The sequence below is a fragment of the Microcystis sp. CS-574 genome (genome assembly GCF_028329095.1).
Taxonomy (GTDB): Bacteria; Cyanobacteriota; Cyanobacteriia; order Cyanobacteriales; family Microcystaceae; genus Microcystis; species Microcystis ichthyoblabe_A.
In genome coordinates, this window is record NZ_JAQMSY010000178.1 from 1 (window position 1) to 17,658 (window position 17,658).

The following is a 17,658-nucleotide window of genomic DNA, read 5'->3' on the forward strand; positions in this document are numbered from 1 at the left end:
AAAAACAGCACTTTTTCTCGGTCAATGATTAGGATAAGTTATAATTTAAAAAATTAATCAACAACTAAAGCTTATGCTTGTAGCTAAGTGAAATCATTGATTAAGAGACCTGTACTTTTCAATGACTTTTTCAGCAAACCCAAGTTAATCAACTACTCAATAAATTAGACCGAGGAGAATCAGAAGGGATTATTTTAGCGCTAGAATTAGGCGCAGATATATTAATTTTGGATGAAAGAAAAGGACGCAAAGTTGCACAATCTCTTGGGCTAAATATTACTGGAATATTGGGACTTTTACTCGAAGCCAAGCAAAAGGAATTGATTATGAATATTAAACCGATTGTTGATCAGCTAATCTTAAAGGCAGAATTCCGAATTAGCGAAACACTCTACAGAAAAGTTTTGACCATTGCGGGAGAATGATTCTATTGCAATATTTCAACCCATTTTACAAAGTGCGATGCCGAAGGCACTGCGTAGCAGTACGCTAATCTTGTAGGGTGCGTTCCCTAATCTGACTCCTACTGCTCCAGCGATCGATTTTTGGGGGAACGCACCATGCACATTGATTGCAGCTGTGGGTTTAAATGCGATACCGAAGGCATTGGGTAACACCCCTAGATGGGGTTGGAGGAGTTGATTTAGGGTATTATACTGGTTTATAGGGTTTTCGAGATTAGTGCTTTTTCTCATAAAGCCTTACTCCTGATCTGGATAGGGGATCTGCTAAACTGAAATTTAGGAGAGTCAAAAGCTTGCCCCAAGGGGAAAGTTAAAAATCATTTAAGCGTTACAGAGTTTGATTCACGAGCATCTAGAAGGCAGGTGAAATTCTGTGTTTATGACTAAGAACTAGCTGCCCAAAGCAAAGACACTTCATATTGATTAAATGTTGAATCCGCACTCACAAGTGTCATATCTTCTACCTGAGCTTGTGCAATCAGCATTCGGTCAAAAGGATCACGATGATGTAAAGGCAATGCAGCCGCCCGCAAAGCATGAGAAGCATTGATCTCTAACGACCTAGCTCCCAGTCGGGTCATTCGAGTAGAGACATAATCATCTATTTGCTCTGGCAGTGGCAATTTACCGATTGAAACTTTAATTCCCATCTCCCAAACACTAGCAACAGAAAACCACACTTCATTGCTTTCGTTTGCAATTTGTTCAATTACATTCTCACTTAACTTGTCTGGTTGGACAAACCACCACAGCCAGCATTGTGTATCCAGTAAAAGTCTCACTCCGCACCACCCTCAAATGCTCCCAAAATATCTTCTGGTAAAGGAGCATTAAAATCATCTGGTATGGTCAACATCCCTCGATCTTGTCCTAAACTAGACCGTCGATCTAAAGATGTCCGAAATGGAACAAGCTTAGCAATTGGGATACCTCGGTTTGAAATAACGATTACTTCTCCGAGTTCCACACGAGACAATAGCCGAGAAAGGTTTGTTTTAGCCTGATGAATGTTTACTGTTTCCATAGTCTAAAAGAACTAAGTCTATAAACTAAGTTTAATCTAGTCACGGCAATTCTGCAAGGGCAAGTTAATTTAGAGTTGTGGGTAACTGACAAGCAACACGACATAACAACACGCTGGAGCAGCGGACAATTGAGAGATCTTAGCGGTGATTCAGAGGTTGTCTATCGCCGCTCAGCTAAGCCGTTAGCTCTCTGGAAGTGGCATAGCACATTAATTGAAGCTGTGGGTTTAAATACGATGCCGAAGGCACTGCGTAGCAGATCGCTTCGCTGATCTTGTAGGTAGGAAACCCAACTCCCTCAAAACCAAGATTAAATGCAGTGGGATAGACGTGGGATAGATTTTCTCTTATTGCCGTGAGCGAAACCGTCTATATTGAAACCAGTATTTTGGGTCATCTAACCGCAAGACAAACAGAAAACCTGATTCTTGCCGCCAACATTAAGATTACACAAGACTGGTGGGATGAGTATAGTAGTTTATTAGTTCTGTATGTTTCGGAAATTGTTGAAGATGAAGCATCGAGAGAAGATTCAACAATTGCTACTCAAAGACAGAACTTGTTACAGTCCTTGATTTTTCTCGATCTAACCGAAGAAGCGATCGCTCTAGCACAAGAATTCCTGCAACAAAGCAACCTACCCCCCAAAGCGTCTAATGATGCCTTACAGATGGCACTAGCAACCGTTTATGGCTTAGACTATCTACTAACATGGAATTGTAAGCAGATGGCAAACGCTCAAATCCAAAGAAAGCTATCCCAAATTAGTATGACTTGGATGCAATCTTTGCAGACCTACGCAAAAAGGAGGCAGCAAGCGGCAGAGAAGTCGTAAACTTATTGCGAAAGCCCAGTCTAACAAGTCGTTGGAGCGGCCAGGCTAGAGAGCTTGATGATGGGATCAAGGATGCTAACCGCCGCTCAACTTAGTTGTTCCCCACTTCCCACGAAAAACTTTTTCTCTATGTGGAGAAAGATTCGCCAATAGACTGGACAAGAATCTCTAGATGGGCGAGGCTATGGGTGGCCATGGCAGTAAATCGCAGACGACTGGTGGGAACGGTAGGAGGACGAATTGCGGGGGCAAAAATGCCTTTTTCTAGCAGTTTTTGCGATAATTCTAGGGCTTGACCCGGATTGGCTACCGGTAAACATAAAATCGCCGCTTCCGAAGGCAATATATTAAGATTATTTAATTTACTCTTGACAAAATTAATATTTTGGTGTAGGCGTTGGCGACGTTCCGGTTCCAGACGAATAATCTCTAAAGCCATTCTAGCAGCGGCGGTGTCGGCGGGGGATAAACCGGTAGTATAAATCCAAGTAGCGGCGCGATTGCGGATAAAATCGATAATTTTGGCGTTTCCAGTCACATATCCCCCTAAACTGCCTAAAGCTTTACTCAGGGTTCCCATCTGAATTAATTCCCGTCCCTGACAACCACAATATTCCACGCAACCTGTGCCGTTTTCCCCCATAACCCCAGTAGCGTGGGCCTCATCCACCAAAACCATGCAATTATAAATCTCGGCTAGAGCGAGAATTCCCGCTAGGGGACAGATATCCCCATCCATACTAAACACTGTATCGGTGAGCAGTAAACAATGACGATAGTGATGACGGTGGGCTAATAACTGATTTTCTAAGTCTTCGAGACTATTGTGCCGGTATTCTTTCACCGTGGCACCGCTTAACTTGGCTCCATTTTTGAGGCTAGAGTGATTGTATTGATCGCCTAAAATCAGGTCTTTCTGCCCCACTAAACAGGTAATTGTCCCCAAATTGGCTAAATATCCCGAACTAAAAACGATCGCGTCTTCGCTATTTTTAAAGGATGCGATCGCTAATTCTAAGTCTCGATGAAGATCTCGGTGTCCACTTAATAGACGCGAGCCGGTGCTTCCAGTTCCATAGCGTTGTGTTGCTGCTATGGCTGCCGCGATCATTCTTTCATCGGCTGCTAATCCCAGATAATCATTACTGGCAAAATTAATCAGCGATCGACCCTCTAATTCTATAACGGCTCCGCCCCGGCCTTGAATGGTTTTAACCCTTCGATACCAATTGGCCCGATGGAGGGTTTTTAAGCTATCCTCGATCCAAGAATAAGGATGATTCATAGGCGATTTGTCAATATAGTGGTTAGCTAGGGGAAAAATAGCCAGATTGTTGCCGAAAAAGGCTCTTTTAAGGGTTAATAGTTTCGTAAAAACGACAATCTTGACAGGGACCGGAGGGGTTAATCGCACAGCGTAACAGTTCGGATCTGGCGTTAAAACGACAACTAGCATCCCCCATCACCCAACGTCCTTCAATCAAACTTTTTTCGTTCGGAGTGGGAGCAGTTTGTACATAAAGGGAAATTTTGCGTAAACAATAGCCACCAATCTTGTATTGGTACTGGTGGTGACGTTCCAAAACCGCATAGGTTTGTCCTTTTAAGGCCAAATAATTACCCGGTTGTGGCATCCAATCCAATTGGATCTCTCCCAAACTTTGCCGTGGATGGGTTAGAATAACCTCCGTTAGTAATGAATCTTGCTCCATGATTATCCCTGTATTCTGGGCTACCTTTGCTCAATGGTAGCCTAGATCTCTGGCTCTCTTATTCTTTGTGTGATAAGTTTAACTTATATAATAGCGATCAATCTTTGTGTCCTTTGTGTCTCTGTGGTTCGTTCCACTCACTCTAGAATTGCCAATTTCCCGATTAGAGTAGAAGATAAACAGCAGGATTTTTCCGAGAATTTAGTTTATGGTTTACCCCATCCCGCCTGAAGATAATCTACCGCAAAAATTTCCGAAAATTCCCTTAGATCGTCGGGCCTATGCTTTCCTGATCGACTTTGCCTCGATCTGGTTTTTAAGCTCCTTTGCTAACAGTTCGCCTGTACTACAATTTTTCCTTTTTCTCCTGATTTGGTGGTGTTTGCGGGTGTTATTAGTCGCGCAGAATCAGGGTCAGAGTTTAGGACGTTGGGCCCTGGATATGAAGATCATCGATCTACAACTTCAGCGTTTACCCGGAATTTTGGAGTTAAGCAAACGAGAGGCGATCGCTGGTGGCGGGGCAGCTTTAATGATGGTAGGGTTAAATACTTTTTTTGGCAATCCTTTAAGCTTGATTTTATTATCTTCGCCCCTTTTCGCCGATTGTGGTATGGCGATCGGTGATGAGCAATTGAACCGCGCTTTCCACGATCGCATCGGTGGCACGATTGTTATTCCCACCCGTCGGGGTTTTTCTCTCGATCTACGTTTAAGAAGGCTTTGGTATCAAGTTAAGGGCAGAATGAGAAGATAAATAGCAGTGATCAGTGATCAGTTTTAAGTTTTGAGTGATACTAAATCCGGTTATTAAAAACTGGTTATTTATTCCCCCTTTTGCCTTTTGCCGTTCGGCTGTCCTGATATATAGCCTATACTCAACGGATTTAATATTATTCCGCCATCCGAGGGGCATCGGTGGGGGACAAGAAATTAGTCTATTAGGAGTTTACCAAAATGTCAGAAGACAGATTAGAGCGGATCGAGAAAATAGTGGAATCGAACGCTCGCGCTATTCAATCCCTAGCTGATGCCGTCGCTAGTGACCGCGAAGAACGGAAACAGGAGAAAAAAGGGCTTTACGATTACCTAGCTCGAATAGCAAGCGCACAATCAGATTTTTATGAGACTCAAGCCGATTTTTACCGGCATCTAGAGAGAATGGATGATCGACACGCTCAAATGATTGAAATCATCCGACAGATTAACGAGAACAGAAGCGATCAAGCCTAACCTCTAGAAGTTGCCCGTAGCCGTCCCTACGGGCTTAATTAAGCCCGTAGATATTTTGATAATGAACGCTATAGCAGTTTTCATCAGAATGAGGCATGGGCAAGGAGCTTAAGTCCTTTGTTGGCAAAACTTGTCGATACCTCAATAACGTGAAAAGCGCTATAAATAGCAGTTTCCCGGTTTCTTTTCACTGTTTACTGATCACTGAAAAAGGCGGGATCGGCCGGGGTCGAACCGGCGGCCTAGTGCTTAGGAGGCACTCGCTCTATCCAACTGAGCTACGACCCCTTTTTTCCCTAACCATGATAAGCCATTCATGGCTAAACTGTTAATTGCCATCGATACCCAGCTACTTTCTGTTTTATGGCCGCAACCTTGGCAATATGTTAATTTTATTTGCCCTTGAGGGCTTTTTTAAAATTCTTGCGATAGGCGGGATTAACAGCCAACAGAAGCGGCCAGAACAGTGTTAAAGCTAAACGATTGGGTAAACTGGAACTAAAATTAGTGCTTCTGTACCCGTTCCAGAATTTCCAACCACCGACACCATAAAAAATTATTAAGATAAAAATAACCAGTTCCATGCCATCTCATCCTTAGATTTAGACAATTCACATCTCCCATTGTAAGCTTGGGTTTTGCCGGCTTGGGAAAAGAAAATATTGTCCTGAATCCGGGAGACGGTGTTAGAATGCCGGTTAGGAACTAGCTCGATCGAGATAGGAAAACTAAAGCCATAATTTGCAAAAACTATTTAAAAACGGCGAAAAGATAGCCTTGGGAGGAAGTTATGCGAGCGGTACTAATGGCAGGTGGTTCAGGGACAAGATTACGTCCGCTTACTTGTGATCTTCCCAAACCGATGGTCCCGATTCTCAACCGTCCGATCGCCGAACATATTATTAATTTACTGCGAAAGCATGACATTACCGAAATTATCACCACCCTGCACTATCTCCCCGATGTCATGCGCGACTACTTTCAAGACGGCAGCGACTTTGGGGTAAAAATCACCTACGCTGTGGAGGAGGATCAACCCCTAGGCACCGCAGGATGTGTAAAAAATATTGCCGAATGGTTAGATGATACCTTTCTAGTGATTAGTGGCGATAGTATCACCGATTTTGACCTGCAAAAAGCGATCGCATTCCATAAAAGCAAAAACTCGAAAGCAACCCTCGTCCTGACGCGGGTTCCCAATCCGATCGAGTTTGGGGTAGTGATTACCGACAAAGAAGGCAGAATTCGCCGTTTTATCGAAAAACCATCTACCAGCGAGATTTTTTCCGATACTGTCAACACCGGAACCTATATTCTCGAACCAGAAGTCCTCGATTATCTCCCCTACAAAGAAGAGTCCGACTTTTCTAAAGATTTGTTTCCGCTGCTGCTGCAAAGGGGCGAACCTATGTATGGTTATGTGGCCGATGGTTATTGGTGCGATGTCGGTCATCTGGAGGCCTACCGAGAAGCGCAATACGACGCTTTATCTGGCAAAGTTAACCTGGAATTTCCCTATCGAGAAAAATCCCCCGGAGTGTGGGTCGGCACTAATACCTATATCGATCCTAGCGCCCAGATCGAGGCACCGGTCATGATCGGCAATCATTGCCGCATTGGTGCAAATGTTCTGATCGAGAGGGGTTCGGTTATCGGCGATAATGTCACCATCGGCGCTGGTTCCGATCTGAAACGTCCCATCCTCTGGAATGGTGTGGTGATCGGGGATGAGGTCAATTTAGCCGCTTGTACGATCGCTAGGGGAACCAGAATCGATCGACGGGCCCAGGTACACGAAGGTGCGGTGATTGGACAATTATCGATCGTGGGGGAAGAAGCGCAGATCAATTCTGGGGTAAGAGTCTGGCCGAGTAAACAGATCGAATCGGGAGCCATCCTCAATATTAACCTGATTTGGGGAAATACTGCCCATAAAAACCTCTTTGGTCAACGAGGAGTATCGGGCCTCGCTAACATCGATATCACGCCCGAATTCGCCGTTAAACTGGGGGCATCCTACGGTTCCATTCTGAAACCGGGGTCAACGGTAATCGTCTCCCGGGATCAACGTAGTGTCTCGCGCATGGTCAGTCGATCGCTGATTGCCGGTTTAATGTCCGTGGGAGTTAATATCCAAAACCTACAAGCGAATGCTTTACCGATTTCGCGGACTTTAGTGGCTAAATTAAACGTAGTCGGTGGCATTCACGTTCGTATTCATCCCGATCGCCCGGATTTTCTCTTAATCGAGTTTTTAGACGAAAAAGGGATTAATGTTTCCAAAGCGAGGGAAAAGAAAATCGAAGGGGCCTATTTCAAAGAAGATCTGCGACGGGTGGGAATGCAGGAAATCGGCAGTATGTCCTATCCGGCTGATATTCTCGATAATTACCGCAAAACCTTTGAAACTCAGCTAAATGTGGAGGCCATTCGCAACAGTAGCTCCAAAATCGTCATTGATTACGCCTACGGAGTCTCAGGGGCAATTTTACCGGAATTACTGGCCAAATTTGGCTGTGATGCCGTGGTTCTCAATGCCAGTTTACGTCAGAATGCCCTTTCCATGCAGGAAAGAGAGTTACTAATCCATCAATTGGGCCATGTGGTGGAGGCCCTGAAAGCGAACTTAGGTGTACAGGTTTCGGCCAATGGGGAACAGTTAGTCCTCGTCGATGAGAGTGGTTTATCGATTCGCGGGGAACAATTAACTGCTCTAATGGTGAATACAATTCTGACCGCCCATCCTCGCGGTACAGTGGTAGTGCCGGTTCATGCTTCTAGTGCCGTGGAACAGATCGCACGTCGTCACGATGGCCGGGTGGTGCGGACAAAAGCCAGTCCTAGCGCTTTAATGGAAGGATGTCAAACCAATCCTAATGTGGTTTTAGGAGGCTCTGGGCAAACTGGCTTTATTTTTCCGCAATTACATCCCGGTTTCGATGCCATGTTCAGCGTGGCGAAACTTTTGGAGATGTTAACCATTCAGGAACGTTCTCTAGCTCAGGTGCGGGCCGAGTTACCGCGCATTTACAATAAGAATACGGCGGTGCGTTGTCCTTGGAAAGTCAAGGGATCCTTGATGCGCTATCTGGTGGAAACTCACGCTACCGATAATCTAGAGTTAATCGATGGGGTGAAGGTGATTAATCCCCTCAATGATGACTGGGTATTGATTTTACCCGATGCTGGAGAACCTTTAGTGCATATCTATGCTAACAGTGAGCAGCGGGAATGGGTCGATCGGACAATTAAAGAATATCGTCATCGTGTCCAGCATTTCGTCGAACATTACCAGGGCGAAATAGTGATGATTTAGGATTTTTTTGCCCTATTAGCCCCCGAAACTTGACTATGAGGATTTTTTTGACCTAAAAGGTGTCCTAGCCCTGTAGATGCTCATTTTTCCCGCAAAAGCAAGGCGATTCGATCAGCCGCTGCCTCACCTGTGCGGATCGCTCCCTCAAAAAATCCCGGCCAGCGATCAGCCATTTCTGTGCCGGCCCAGTGAACCGGTCCAACGGGAGTAAAAAGAGCCTCGCCGAAACTTGTCCAGACTCCGGGGGGCATAAAAGCGGAATATGCGCCACCAGTCCAGGGATCCCCGGGCCAATCCACTTCATCGTAACTGATCGGGAAAAGAGCCTCTTGACCGAAATAAATAACTAAATCCGAGAGGACGGCGGCACGACGCGCTGGGCCACTCATGGAGCGCCAACGAATATAGCGATCGCCAACCACAAAGGTGGCGATTACCCCGACACCGGTTTCGGGATCGGAACTATCGGCACAGAGTTCCAACCATTGACAATTCCCCTGAGCAACTCCCGCTAGTCCCTGTTTTCGCCAGAAAGGTTGCTCATAGGAAATCAGGATTTTAGCGCAGCATCCCATCGGTACTCGTTGGGTTAGTTGTTCTCGCTGGGGTGGCAGCGGGGGATGATAAATAATGCGGCCAGCAAGATGGGGCGGCATGGCAATGATGGCAAATTTGGCGGTAAAAGTGTTCTGGGTGGTTTCTATGGTGACACCGGCCGAGTCATAATTAAGGCGAACAACTGGTTCCCCCAGTCGAATTCGCTCTCCTAATTCCGCCGCGATCTTGTCGGGAATTTGTCCGGCTCCGCCATGGATCAGTTCGGCTTCTGGATGTTCGGCCTGAGGGGCGCAATTTTGTCCCCAAAGAACGTGTAGCAGTGAGACTTGCTGGGGTTCGGCCGGCCCGAGAAAACCCACTGCACGCACCATATAAGCAAAATACCATTGACCAAAATCTGTGCTGGTGTTTTCTTCAATCCACTGGGCAAAAGTTTTACTGTCTAGTTTTTTGGTGTGATCGTTGCTTTGGGGATAACCTGAAGGTAGGGTTTTGGTTAGTTCTTGAAAACGCGCCCATGCTGACATCGCATCTTGCCATTCTGCCGGGCCGATATCGGGTACTTCTCCCTCGTGGAAACCTTGAAAAAAACCGTTGAATTCATAGCGTTTGTTGTTGAACACTAGGACGGTTTTTCCCTGATTGGGAGAGGGAAAACGACGTATTTTGTACTCATCGAGGAGGGACAAAAAACGCTCTTGGGTTGGACCCACCCACTGACCACCTCGATCGATCCACTGTCCGGAGGGGAGATATTGACCAGACATCCTACCACCGTAACGATTTCGCGCTTCGATCACCAGAACTTGATGACCTTGCCTCTGGAGATTCCGCGCGGCGATTAATCCTGCTAATCCTGCCCCGACAACGATACAATCATAGCTAGTCAACTGGAGATTTGTCATGATTTTAGCTCCACAGAATATTTTATAATTAGGGTTTGCTGAATAAATCTAAAAACCTTGTTGGATAAGGCTTTTAGACTTTTTTGACCTCAAAAAGTCCCGACCCTTGCAGTGATTGAGGGGAAAATTCAGGTACTTTTTCCCTGAAAATTAGGTAATTGACCAGGTGAAAATGGGTAAAACCCCACACCCCACACCCCACACCCCACACCCTGCCACCAGGAAAAACTTTTTCAGCAGACCCTAATTAACAATTATTATTTTCCCCGATTTTTCCCTCAGTTTCTCTATCCATTGGCTCTTTTGATTAAATTATCTGCTGCTATCAATGTTTGATCTTCTTAGCGATCGCTTAAGCCAACACCTAGAACAAATTGTCCGAGAAAGAAACCCTTTTTTCTCTAGTCAAGGACATTTTTATGTGCGAGAATACCTACGGCAAGAGTTAGGCAATTGGGGAAAGGTTGAATCACATTGTTTCCCTTTTCAGGGAAAAGTTTACGAAAATTTAATCTTGGATTTGCCTAACAATAGTCAAAAACCTCCGATTTTAATTGGCGCTCATTATGACACGGTGCCGGGGTCGCCAGGGGCCGACGATAACGCCACGGGATTAGCGGTATTATTAGAATTAGCGAGGTTTTTTGGGGAGAATCAGGCTAATTATCCAATTCGTTTAATTGCCTTCGATCTAGAAGAATACGGATTACTGGGGAGCATTGCCTACGCAGAAAAATTAAAACAAACTAAGCAGGATTTAAGGTTAATGTTATCCTTAGAAATGCTCGGTTACTGTGATAAAAATCCCCATTCTCAAAAATATCCAGCTTTTCTAGAACATTTTTACCCCAACACCGGGGATTTTATCGCTTTGATTGGCAATCTCAAAACCCGCGAGGATTTAAATTTTCTTAGTCGAGTCATGAGAGAAAATCAGACTCCCTGCGAATGGTTGCCGGTAATTTTTGGAGGTTATATCGTCCCCGATACTCGACGCAGCGATCATTCTCCCTTTTGGGATTGCGGTTATTCGGCAATTATGGTGACAGATACTGCTAATATGCGTAATCCCTATTATCATAGTTCTCAGGATACAATCGCTACTTTGGATTTAAATTTTCTAACAAGAGTCTGTCAAGGTCTCTGTTTTGGATTGCAATCTTTACCGATGAGATAAAAGTTAGCGTGTAGGGTGAGTTAGCGTTAGCGTAATGCACTAATACCAGTTAGAAACTCAACATTATTGACGACATTGGTGTGGTTGGGTTTCGCTCAAGCGTCACTAATATTTGACAGACAAAAGTTATTATTGCTCAACCCAACTGACAAAATGGGCGATCGCTTATGACAAAAATTGCTATCATAGAAACTATTGATATTCAATGATTTAGGGGTAATCATAATGACACAGTTAACTGAAGAACGAAAATAAGAGATTATTGCTGAAGTTTTAGCAGCGAGAGCAAACCGTGAACAATTTCTATTAGAGATGAAACAACGGCAACAAGCAGGGTTAAAAATTGCTCAAAAATGTGCTAGTCTCCTTAAAGAGAAGTATGGAGTCACAAAAGTTGTTTTATTTGGTTCATTGTTAAATTATGAAGAAATAACTCCCCATTCTGATCCTGATTTAGCGGTTTGGGATTTACCAGAGAAAGATTATTTTAAGGCGATAGCAGAGTTAGATAATGGACAGGATTTTGAGGTGGATTTAGTAGAAGTTCAAAAGGCTCATCCTTATATTTTAGCAGCAATTGCTCAGGGGGTTGAATTATGACTAATTTATCCATTCAAGATAGAATTAATCAAGAACTCAATAAAATTCTTCAAGCCCTACAACAGTTAGAGATATTTTTAAGAGAATTATCTCATCAATCGAATGTCATGTATCGAAACGCATTAATTAATTCTATTGCGCTTAATTTGCATGGAGTTTATACTGGAATTGAGCGTATATTTGAAGCGATTGCTAAAAAAATTGATCAAAGATTCCCAACGGGGGATAAATGGCATCGAGATTTATTAGAGCAAATGTCTGTTGATATACCTAGGGTGAGAAAAGCAGTTATTACAGAAGAAACAAGGCTCATTTTGGATGAGTTACGGCGGTTTCGTCATCTGGTGAGAAGTGCTTATTCTTGCCAATTAGATGAGGAAAAGGTTTTAATCATCCCCCATGAAATTGTTAATTCTTATCAAACCATAATCAATGACATTCAATTGTTTTGTAATAATTTAAGTAAGGGAGAAACTTAATTAAAGATAACTGGTGATCGCACTGAATCTAAGTAAAGTGTATCAGGGCAAACATCTTGTTCATGAGGCCATAAGCAAAGTTATTCTGGACTTAAACGTACCTGTAGGGGCAAACCCCCTGTGGTTGACCCCGTGTTGCCCCTGTAGCGCACTAAGCAATACAAGCGCGTAAATCATTAAGAGTAATCATCAACGTCATCGGTTCAAGAGGAGACACATCAAAACCTAAAGCCAAATAAAAATTCTTAGCTTCTTCTGAAATAGCATGAACAATAATTCCCCGAATACCAATGGTATCAGCCGCTTTAACAACCCGTAGCGCACCATCACGAAATAAACCGCATCCTAAACCTTGACCTTGGTAAGAAGTATCTACTGCCAATCGTGCCAAAATTACCACTGGAATTGGGTTAGGCATATTCCGCCGAAATTTACCATTAGCTGATTGTATACTAATCGCCCCGGAAGCAAGGGCGTAATACCCAACTACCCTATTGTCAACGCAGGTAACAAAAGTTCTAGTTGCACCACTGGCTTGATTAGCATAAGCTCGACGCTTCAAGCAATCATCAAGAGAAGTAATTCCGCAGGAAAAATCAGTGATTGAGTGATAACTAGCCAGAGGTTCAGGTGGTGTCAAATTCATTCCTTCTCCCAAGGTGCGAGCGTCTGCATGGTTTTGCGTAAACGTTCATTAGGTTGAGGTGGTGCATCTAGAAGTGCGATAAATTCTGCATAAGCCTCTGGACTAGCCCAAAAAATAGTACGTTCGAGCAAAGTTTCCTCCGCAGCATTCCGCGCGGCTTCCAAAATAAAATCAGTTCTATTCTTACCTTGCACTTTGGCTGCCATATCGATCAAATTGCGTTCTTCTGGCTTAATTCGCAAATTTAGGGTATTACGCGGAGTCTTACTTTTTGTTTTACTACTCATAAGATGGGTGTGTAATTCCAAACTTAATTATTTTAACATAATGTAGTGACAACGACATTACACTATGTACGATACGATACCAGGATTTTTCAGAGAGATGAGCATCATTTGATGAAAGTCTAGGCTTCAAACCTTTCCATTATAACTGATAGGTAAAAGCTGCATCACCGCAGTAACACACCTTAAATAGTCTTGGGTTTCGTTGTTTCAAACTAATCGAGAAGAAGGGGCGTGCTGCTATGCAGTGCCGTAGGCATCGCACTATTATTGAGGAATTAATTTAATTAAACTTCTTAAAGTAGCATTAACGGATTCCGAATTAGGAAAATACTTTTTAACATCAGGATCAAGAATAATTACATCATTTTGCGCTGGAAAATGTTCAACCGTTTTTGTTCCATCTTCATGATGAATAGTAACGCTATGACCTTCCCGATACTGTTGGTAATATTTTCCGCGAACAGGATTTTTAAGTTGACTTAAATCATATTCTTCTCGCAAGTCATCTTCTAATTCATCTTGGATTTTCTCGTTCATAATATCTCCTTTCTTTGGGTGTAACTAATCTTGCACTAATTAAACGAATTTTATGATCACGATCCGTATAAGAAACAAATAGAAATTTACTTTGATCTGATAAACCTATTATAAGATAGCGATTCTCCCCTGTAGAATGGTCAGGATCATCGAAATTTACAGCTAAGGGATCATCAAATACGGTGGATGCTTCTTCAAAAGAAATGTTACGTTTTCTTTGATTTATTTTTGCTTTCTGTTTATCCCCTTCAAATGCTAGTTCCAAATCATTGCCACTTTGCCAACTGAAATATCCCCCATTTATAGCATATCCTGATGGCGGAATAACAATTTTTCCTCTGCGATCGCGTCTTGCCAAAGTTTGACCAATAGAGAGATCTATAAGCGATCGCCGCTGATAGTAAAAGGTGTGTCACCGCAGTAACACACCTTTATTAGTGTTGATTTTCGTTGTTTTAATCTAATCTAGAAGAAGGGGCGATCACATTTTAGTTATTGGGCTGTAATAAATGGATCCCAGTTAATGAAATAAGAAACAGGTTGAAGTTGACCAACTGTCACTTTGATCTGTATCTGATAGGTTTGTGATCCTGTATTTAACGCTTGTCCAATCCAATAGCTGCCATCAGGTTCTTTATTAGGAGAAGGCTGTTTTCGGGGTTGACCAGCAGCAGTAAAAACATTTCCCTGAGATACTGTAAACCCAGTAATAATAACTTGATCTCCTGATACTCCTTCACCATTAATTGGTACTGTATTAAAGCCGATTAAGCTACCCACAGGACACTTAGTATGTAATTCTAGTGTTCCTTCCCCAGAGCTACCGTTAGCTACCATATTGTCCATCATATAAATACCTTGATTAATATTTCGACCTTGCTGTGCAGCAACATAGGCTGTGTCAACAGCAATCGTAATCGCCGTTGTCGGATTAAATTGTGCTTTCTCAGGCACGCGAATAACAGTACGATCTCGATATAAAGTAATCATGGTTTGTCCCTCTAGTTGAATTGTGTTGATTGGAATTGAATGCCTAAAGTTTTTGAAATTCTATGCGGAATGTTTAGGAGTGCACTGACAGAGTTGGATTAACAGTCGTGGTAATTCCTACACCTTTTTCAGCATTGAAGGTTATTGAATACTGAGCCTCTCCATTAGCTTGTACTTGTCCAGTCCAAATATTAAGCTGATATTGTTGCGGCGTACCTCCCGCTCCAAAAACACTTGCATTTGAAAAATTGGCAATGCTAAGTTGAACATCAGAGTTAATGTTAGTATTTAGAATTGTCCAACAAATTTTGCTGTTAGTTGTAACATTAGTTATAAGAGAAGTTGTTCCTCCTTGTGAACTGCCATTGTTGCAATTGCTATCTACTAGATAGACCCCGTTTGTAGAGCCGTTTTGAAGAGCATTAGTATCCACCCAAATTTGAATAAAAATGCTACACTCGCTAGGTTGAATTGTATTAGCCATTGTTTTTACCTCTTGTGTTGTTTTTGTTGATTTAAGATTCGATTGGAGACCGATAAAGGAAAATGTCTGGTCTTTTGGGTTAGGTTAAAGGTGATTGAGTTCAATCACCTTATTTGTTTTTAAAGATGAATAGTAGTAGAACCTGTTTTGCAACCAACAAAAGGAGCGCAGCCAGTGGCTTTAATTGTTAATATATAAGTATTAAAGTCAAAGCTTAACTCAACTTCTGCTTTGAAGCCTAAAGCACTACCACCAATTTTGGCTGTGGGGTGATTAGGATTAAGATCAACCCCAGCAATTCTGATTTTTTGACCTAAAGCATTAATAAAAAGGTCAACTTTAATTTGGGGAGGAGAAATAGACAGAGAATAATCTACTTCAAGAAAACCAAAAAAGGTATAACTACCTGATACAGCTTCTTGGGCAACAGTTGCGGATGTGGGAACTTCCATAGTTGCAGCTTGAGGAACGCCTTGCTCAGTAGAAATGTGAGGCAGTAAATCGGCTTGTGTTGTGGTTACTTGCATGAAAATGACTCCTTATGATATAGATAACTAATTGAGTTAGCCTTGTACACTCCTAAGACACTCTCAAAAATCCATTGCTGAAGTCTTCGAGTTAGACATAATGCTATAAAGCAAAATGTGTTGTCTTTTGAGTTAAAAGTGATTTCTTCAATCACCTTTGATACCAGAATAAGTTTTATTTGTGGTAATGGCAATCTCTAAAATTAATACTTTTCTAATAGGTTTTTTTGAGCAGAATATTAGATTTATATTAGATTTATATTAGATTTGTATTAGATTTAAAGGGTCACTTTATGGTATGACTCCCTCATCCCTGAAAGTAGAACTAATGAATTAATCATTCGGCTAAAATCCTCAAAACCCTTTTACCCTCTGACTTGTAGCGGTTTTAGGGGATGAAAAGAAGGCAGCAAAAAAGCGATCGCAATTCTTGAAAACAGACAGCGATCGCCTTCTTCCTTGAATAAAGAGATGCTATGATTAGATGATGAGTATAACCTTCCAATTAGTTCTGGCTTTACTTTCCCGTGGGCAAGTCAAAATATCAGCCCATGGCTACGATGAACTAGCAAATGACGGTATTCTGGTAAGGGATGTGATAACAGGTATTAGAGAAGCTGTCATTCTCGAAGATTACCTGGAATATCCTAAAGGGCGTTGTGTGCTAGTCTTACAGAAAGATAGTCAGGGTAAACCCGTTCATGTGGTTTGGGGTATAGCCAAGAATACCGAATCGCCTGCTGTTCTAGTCACTGCCTATAGACCTGATCCAGCACGTTGGTCAAGTGATTTTACAAGGAGAAAACCATGACAAAAAAGCCTCACATTAAACTCATCCACATTGGAGAGTACATGGCTGAAGTGGAAGTAGAACTGATTGAGACTCCCGAAGGATGGTCGCCCTATTTATCATTAGAAGACGCTCAAAAATTAGATGATGTCCGAGAAGCCCTTCGTCAAGGTGATCTACAAAAAGCTTCCAATTTAGCACATCTTTACAAAATTACCCCTCTTACCGTTTAACTAAACTTTGACAAGAAAAAATTAAAAAGCGATCGCAATCCTTGAAAACAGACAGCGATCGCCTAACTTTTAACTATCACAAGCAACATTATTGGAGGGCTGATAATTCTTCTCGAAGAATACGGCGTAAATCGGACTGAGTGAGCGATCGCTCAGAAGGAGATTGGATATATTGTTTTAAAGCCTCATTAATTAGGGTTTGATAACCCATTCCTGCGGTTTCAGCCTGTTCTCGAAAATAAGCTAGAATCTCATCATCTAGATAAATGGTAATGCGTGTTTTTCCCTGAAAGGAAATGAGCGTCCCTCGTTTTCCTTGAGAAAAATCATATTCCTTTCTCATAAGTTTTTCTCTCTTGTTTTGTAGCACGACGAGCGGAAATCAAGGGAATGACTTCACCCCGCAAAGTATAAATAACCACTAATAGTGATCCCATGTTTCCCATCCCCACTGCAATAAAACGTTCTTCTGTTATACAATCGGGATCAAGATCATGAATAGCGAGGGGATCAAAAAACACCATTTCAGCTTCTGCAAAGGAAACACCGTGCTTTTGCCAGTTGGTTTTTGCTTTTCTGGGATCATATTCAAATGTCATACATACATTATATGTATCTTAGAGGGTTGAGTCAAGCTCAAAACCCCTTCAGAGTATCACACGGATCGCCTTACCTTACCACTTAGAGGGGTATTCAGGGGGAATGACAACTGTGCCATGTTGACATCCTCGCCGCCGTAAAACGGACGGCGATTCCCAAACCTCACGATTTGGGTTTCTGCTTCTTTCCCGAAGGATTTTTCGCACCTGCCTTAACAGATTTACTCTGTTCTGGTCTTATGGTCGCTCTACAGACTGACA

Annotated in this window: 26 protein-coding genes and 1 tRNA gene; 10 read left to right on the forward strand and 17 right to left on the reverse strand. The window is 42.7% G+C overall.

The window, feature by feature from the left end; all coding sequences use genetic code 11:
• Window positions 1–227: 227 nt before the first annotated feature.
• Complete coding sequence (locus PN470_RS14275; protein ID WP_271937945.1) at window positions 228–425, forward strand: DUF3368 domain-containing protein; 198 nt, start codon at window positions 228–230, stop codon at window positions 423–425.
• A gap of 15 nt (window positions 426–440) precedes the next feature.
• Here PN470_RS14275 and PN470_RS14280 read toward each other — a convergent pair whose 3' ends face one another.
• From PN470_RS14280 to PN470_RS14290, 3 genes are all read right to left on the reverse strand, one after another.
• Window positions 441–695: a hypothetical protein gene (locus PN470_RS14280; protein WP_271937948.1), complete on the reverse strand. Its 255-nt coding sequence runs from the start codon at window positions 693–695 to the stop codon at window positions 441–443.
• A gap of 152 nt (window positions 696–847) precedes the next feature.
• Entirely contained in the window at window positions 848–1,246 is a 399-nt protein-coding gene (locus PN470_RS14285) for a type II toxin-antitoxin system VapC family toxin (RefSeq protein WP_002779922.1), read from the reverse strand.
• On the reverse strand, window positions 1,243–1,488 hold the full coding sequence (locus tag PN470_RS14290) for a type II toxin-antitoxin system Phd/YefM family antitoxin (protein ID WP_016514827.1): 246 nt from the start codon (window positions 1,486–1,488) through the stop codon (window positions 1,243–1,245). The genes PN470_RS14285 and PN470_RS14290 overlap by 4 nt, the downstream gene beginning before the upstream one ends.
• 356 nt (window positions 1,489–1,844) lie before the next feature.
• On the opposite strand from PN470_RS14290, the gene PN470_RS14295 reads away from it, so the two are divergent.
• Window positions 1,845–2,324, forward strand: coding sequence for a type II toxin-antitoxin system VapC family toxin (locus PN470_RS14295; protein ID WP_103112830.1), 480 nt, complete (start codon window positions 1,845–1,847; stop codon window positions 2,322–2,324).
• Window positions 2,325–2,451: 127 nt separating this feature from the next.
• Here the strand turns inward: PN470_RS14295 and bioF are convergent, their stop codons facing one another.
• Both bioF and PN470_RS14305 read right to left on the reverse strand, forming a co-directional pair.
• Complete coding sequence (gene bioF, locus PN470_RS14300) at window positions 2,452–3,609, reverse strand: 8-amino-7-oxononanoate synthase (protein ID WP_103112831.1); 1,158 nt, start codon at window positions 3,607–3,609, stop codon at window positions 2,452–2,454.
• Window positions 3,610–3,676: 67 nt separating this feature from the next.
• Window positions 3,677–4,036, reverse strand: coding sequence for a DUF6464 family protein (locus PN470_RS14305; RefSeq protein ID WP_002765174.1), 360 nt, complete (start codon window positions 4,034–4,036; stop codon window positions 3,677–3,679).
• Between the two features lie 208 nt (window positions 4,037–4,244).
• Between PN470_RS14305 and PN470_RS14315 the strand changes: the two genes are divergently transcribed.
• Together PN470_RS14315 and PN470_RS14320 are read left to right on the forward strand one after the other, a co-directional pair.
• Window positions 4,245–4,793 carry an RDD family protein gene (locus tag PN470_RS14315; protein ID WP_002778793.1) on the forward strand — a complete coding sequence of 183 codons (549 nt, stop codon included), beginning with the start codon at window positions 4,245–4,247 and terminating at the stop codon, window positions 4,791–4,793.
• A gap of 200 nt (window positions 4,794–4,993) precedes the next feature.
• Complete coding sequence (locus PN470_RS14320; protein ID WP_002738957.1) at window positions 4,994–5,269, forward strand: hypothetical protein; 276 nt, start codon at window positions 4,994–4,996, stop codon at window positions 5,267–5,269.
• Window positions 5,270–5,483: 214 nt separating this feature from the next.
• On the opposite strand, the gene PN470_RS14325 is transcribed toward PN470_RS14320, so the two are convergent.
• Both PN470_RS14325 and PN470_RS14330 read right to left on the reverse strand, forming a co-directional pair.
• Window positions 5,484–5,557: transfer RNA gene (locus tag PN470_RS14325), tRNA-Arg, on the reverse strand.
• Between the two features lie 104 nt (window positions 5,558–5,661).
• Window positions 5,662–5,853 carry a hypothetical protein gene (locus PN470_RS14330; protein ID WP_016516505.1) on the reverse strand — a complete coding sequence of 64 codons (192 nt, stop codon included), beginning with the start codon at window positions 5,851–5,853 and terminating at the stop codon, window positions 5,662–5,664.
• Window positions 5,854–6,059: 206 nt separating this feature from the next.
• On the opposite strand from PN470_RS14330, the gene PN470_RS14335 reads away from it, so the two are divergent.
• The gene (locus PN470_RS14335; protein WP_271937959.1) at window positions 6,060–8,585 is read left to right on the forward strand and encodes a mannose-1-phosphate guanyltransferase; all 2,526 of its coding nucleotides are present in this window, start codon (window positions 6,060–6,062) and stop codon (window positions 8,583–8,585) included.
• An 80-nt stretch (window positions 8,586–8,665) separates the two neighbouring features.
• Here PN470_RS14335 and PN470_RS14340 read toward each other — a convergent pair whose 3' ends face one another.
• Window positions 8,666–10,048: a flavin monoamine oxidase family protein gene (locus PN470_RS14340; protein WP_271937962.1), complete on the reverse strand. Its 1,383-nt coding sequence runs from the start codon at window positions 10,046–10,048 to the stop codon at window positions 8,666–8,668.
• Between the two features lie 328 nt (window positions 10,049–10,376).
• On the opposite strand from PN470_RS14340, the gene PN470_RS14345 reads away from it, so the two are divergent.
• The 3 genes from PN470_RS14345 (at window position 10,377) to PN470_RS14355 (ending at window position 12,304) form a co-directional block, all read left to right on the forward strand.
• Entirely contained in the window at window positions 10,377–11,225 is an 849-nt protein-coding gene (locus tag PN470_RS14345) for a M28 family metallopeptidase (RefSeq protein WP_002738738.1), read from the forward strand.
• Window positions 11,226–11,483: 258 nt separating this feature from the next.
• On the forward strand, window positions 11,484–11,825 hold the full coding sequence (locus PN470_RS14350; RefSeq protein ID WP_306307483.1) for a nucleotidyltransferase family protein: 342 nt from the start codon (window positions 11,484–11,486) through the stop codon (window positions 11,823–11,825).
• Window positions 11,822–12,304 carry a hypothetical protein gene (locus tag PN470_RS14355; protein WP_271937966.1) on the forward strand — a complete coding sequence of 161 codons (483 nt, stop codon included), beginning with the start codon at window positions 11,822–11,824 and terminating at the stop codon, window positions 12,302–12,304. Before PN470_RS14350 ends, PN470_RS14355 begins: the two co-directional genes overlap by 4 nt.
• Window positions 12,305–12,455: 151 nt before the next feature.
• On the opposite strand, the gene PN470_RS14360 is transcribed toward PN470_RS14355, so the two are convergent.
• The 7 genes from PN470_RS14360 to PN470_RS14390 form a co-directional block, all read right to left on the reverse strand.
• Entirely contained in the window at window positions 12,456–12,950 is a 495-nt protein-coding gene (locus tag PN470_RS14360; RefSeq protein WP_002778801.1) for a GNAT family N-acetyltransferase, read from the reverse strand.
• Entirely contained in the window at window positions 12,947–13,237 is a 291-nt protein-coding gene (locus PN470_RS14365) for a type II toxin-antitoxin system TacA family antitoxin (RefSeq protein ID WP_002778803.1), read from the reverse strand. The genes PN470_RS14360 and PN470_RS14365 overlap by 4 nt, the downstream gene beginning before the upstream one ends.
• Window positions 13,238–13,501: 264 nt before the next feature.
• Window positions 13,502–13,774 carry a hypothetical protein gene (locus tag PN470_RS14370; RefSeq protein ID WP_002799473.1) on the reverse strand — a complete coding sequence of 91 codons (273 nt, stop codon included), beginning with the start codon at window positions 13,772–13,774 and terminating at the stop codon, window positions 13,502–13,504.
• Window positions 13,752–14,039, reverse strand: coding sequence for a BrnT family toxin (locus PN470_RS14375; RefSeq protein WP_271937978.1), 288 nt, complete (start codon window positions 14,037–14,039; stop codon window positions 13,752–13,754). The genes PN470_RS14370 and PN470_RS14375 overlap by 23 nt, the downstream gene beginning before the upstream one ends.
• 227 nt (window positions 14,040–14,266) lie before the next feature.
• A complete protein-coding gene (locus PN470_RS14380) occupies window positions 14,267–14,764 on the reverse strand; it encodes an AidA/PixA family protein (protein ID WP_103112834.1) in 498 nt (165 codons plus the stop codon).
• A 73-nt stretch (window positions 14,765–14,837) separates the two neighbouring features.
• Window positions 14,838–15,248 carry a hypothetical protein gene (locus tag PN470_RS14385; protein WP_103112835.1) on the reverse strand — a complete coding sequence of 137 codons (411 nt, stop codon included), beginning with the start codon at window positions 15,246–15,248 and terminating at the stop codon, window positions 14,838–14,840.
• A gap of 119 nt (window positions 15,249–15,367) precedes the next feature.
• Window positions 15,368–15,775, reverse strand: coding sequence for a hypothetical protein (locus PN470_RS14390; protein ID WP_002798105.1), 408 nt, complete (start codon window positions 15,773–15,775; stop codon window positions 15,368–15,370).
• Between the two features lie 484 nt (window positions 15,776–16,259).
• Between PN470_RS14390 and PN470_RS14395 the strand changes: the two genes are divergently transcribed.
• A complete protein-coding gene (locus PN470_RS14395) occupies window positions 16,260–16,586 on the forward strand; it encodes a DUF4258 domain-containing protein (RefSeq protein ID WP_202861585.1) in 327 nt (108 codons plus the stop codon).
• A complete protein-coding gene (locus PN470_RS14400; RefSeq protein ID WP_002757627.1) occupies window positions 16,583–16,798 on the forward strand; it encodes a hypothetical protein in 216 nt (71 codons plus the stop codon). The genes PN470_RS14395 and PN470_RS14400 overlap by 4 nt, the downstream gene beginning before the upstream one ends.
• Before the next feature lie 88 nt (window positions 16,799–16,886).
• Here the strand turns inward: PN470_RS14400 and PN470_RS14405 are convergent, their stop codons facing one another.
• Both PN470_RS14405 and PN470_RS14410 read right to left on the reverse strand, forming a co-directional pair.
• Window positions 16,887–17,141: a BrnA antitoxin family protein gene (locus PN470_RS14405; protein ID WP_103112836.1), complete on the reverse strand. Its 255-nt coding sequence runs from the start codon at window positions 17,139–17,141 to the stop codon at window positions 16,887–16,889.
• Window positions 17,125–17,397, reverse strand: coding sequence for a BrnT family toxin (locus PN470_RS14410; RefSeq protein WP_016516511.1), 273 nt, complete (start codon window positions 17,395–17,397; stop codon window positions 17,125–17,127). The genes PN470_RS14405 and PN470_RS14410 overlap by 17 nt, the downstream gene beginning before the upstream one ends.
• Between the last annotated feature and the right edge of the window lie 261 nt (window positions 17,398–17,658).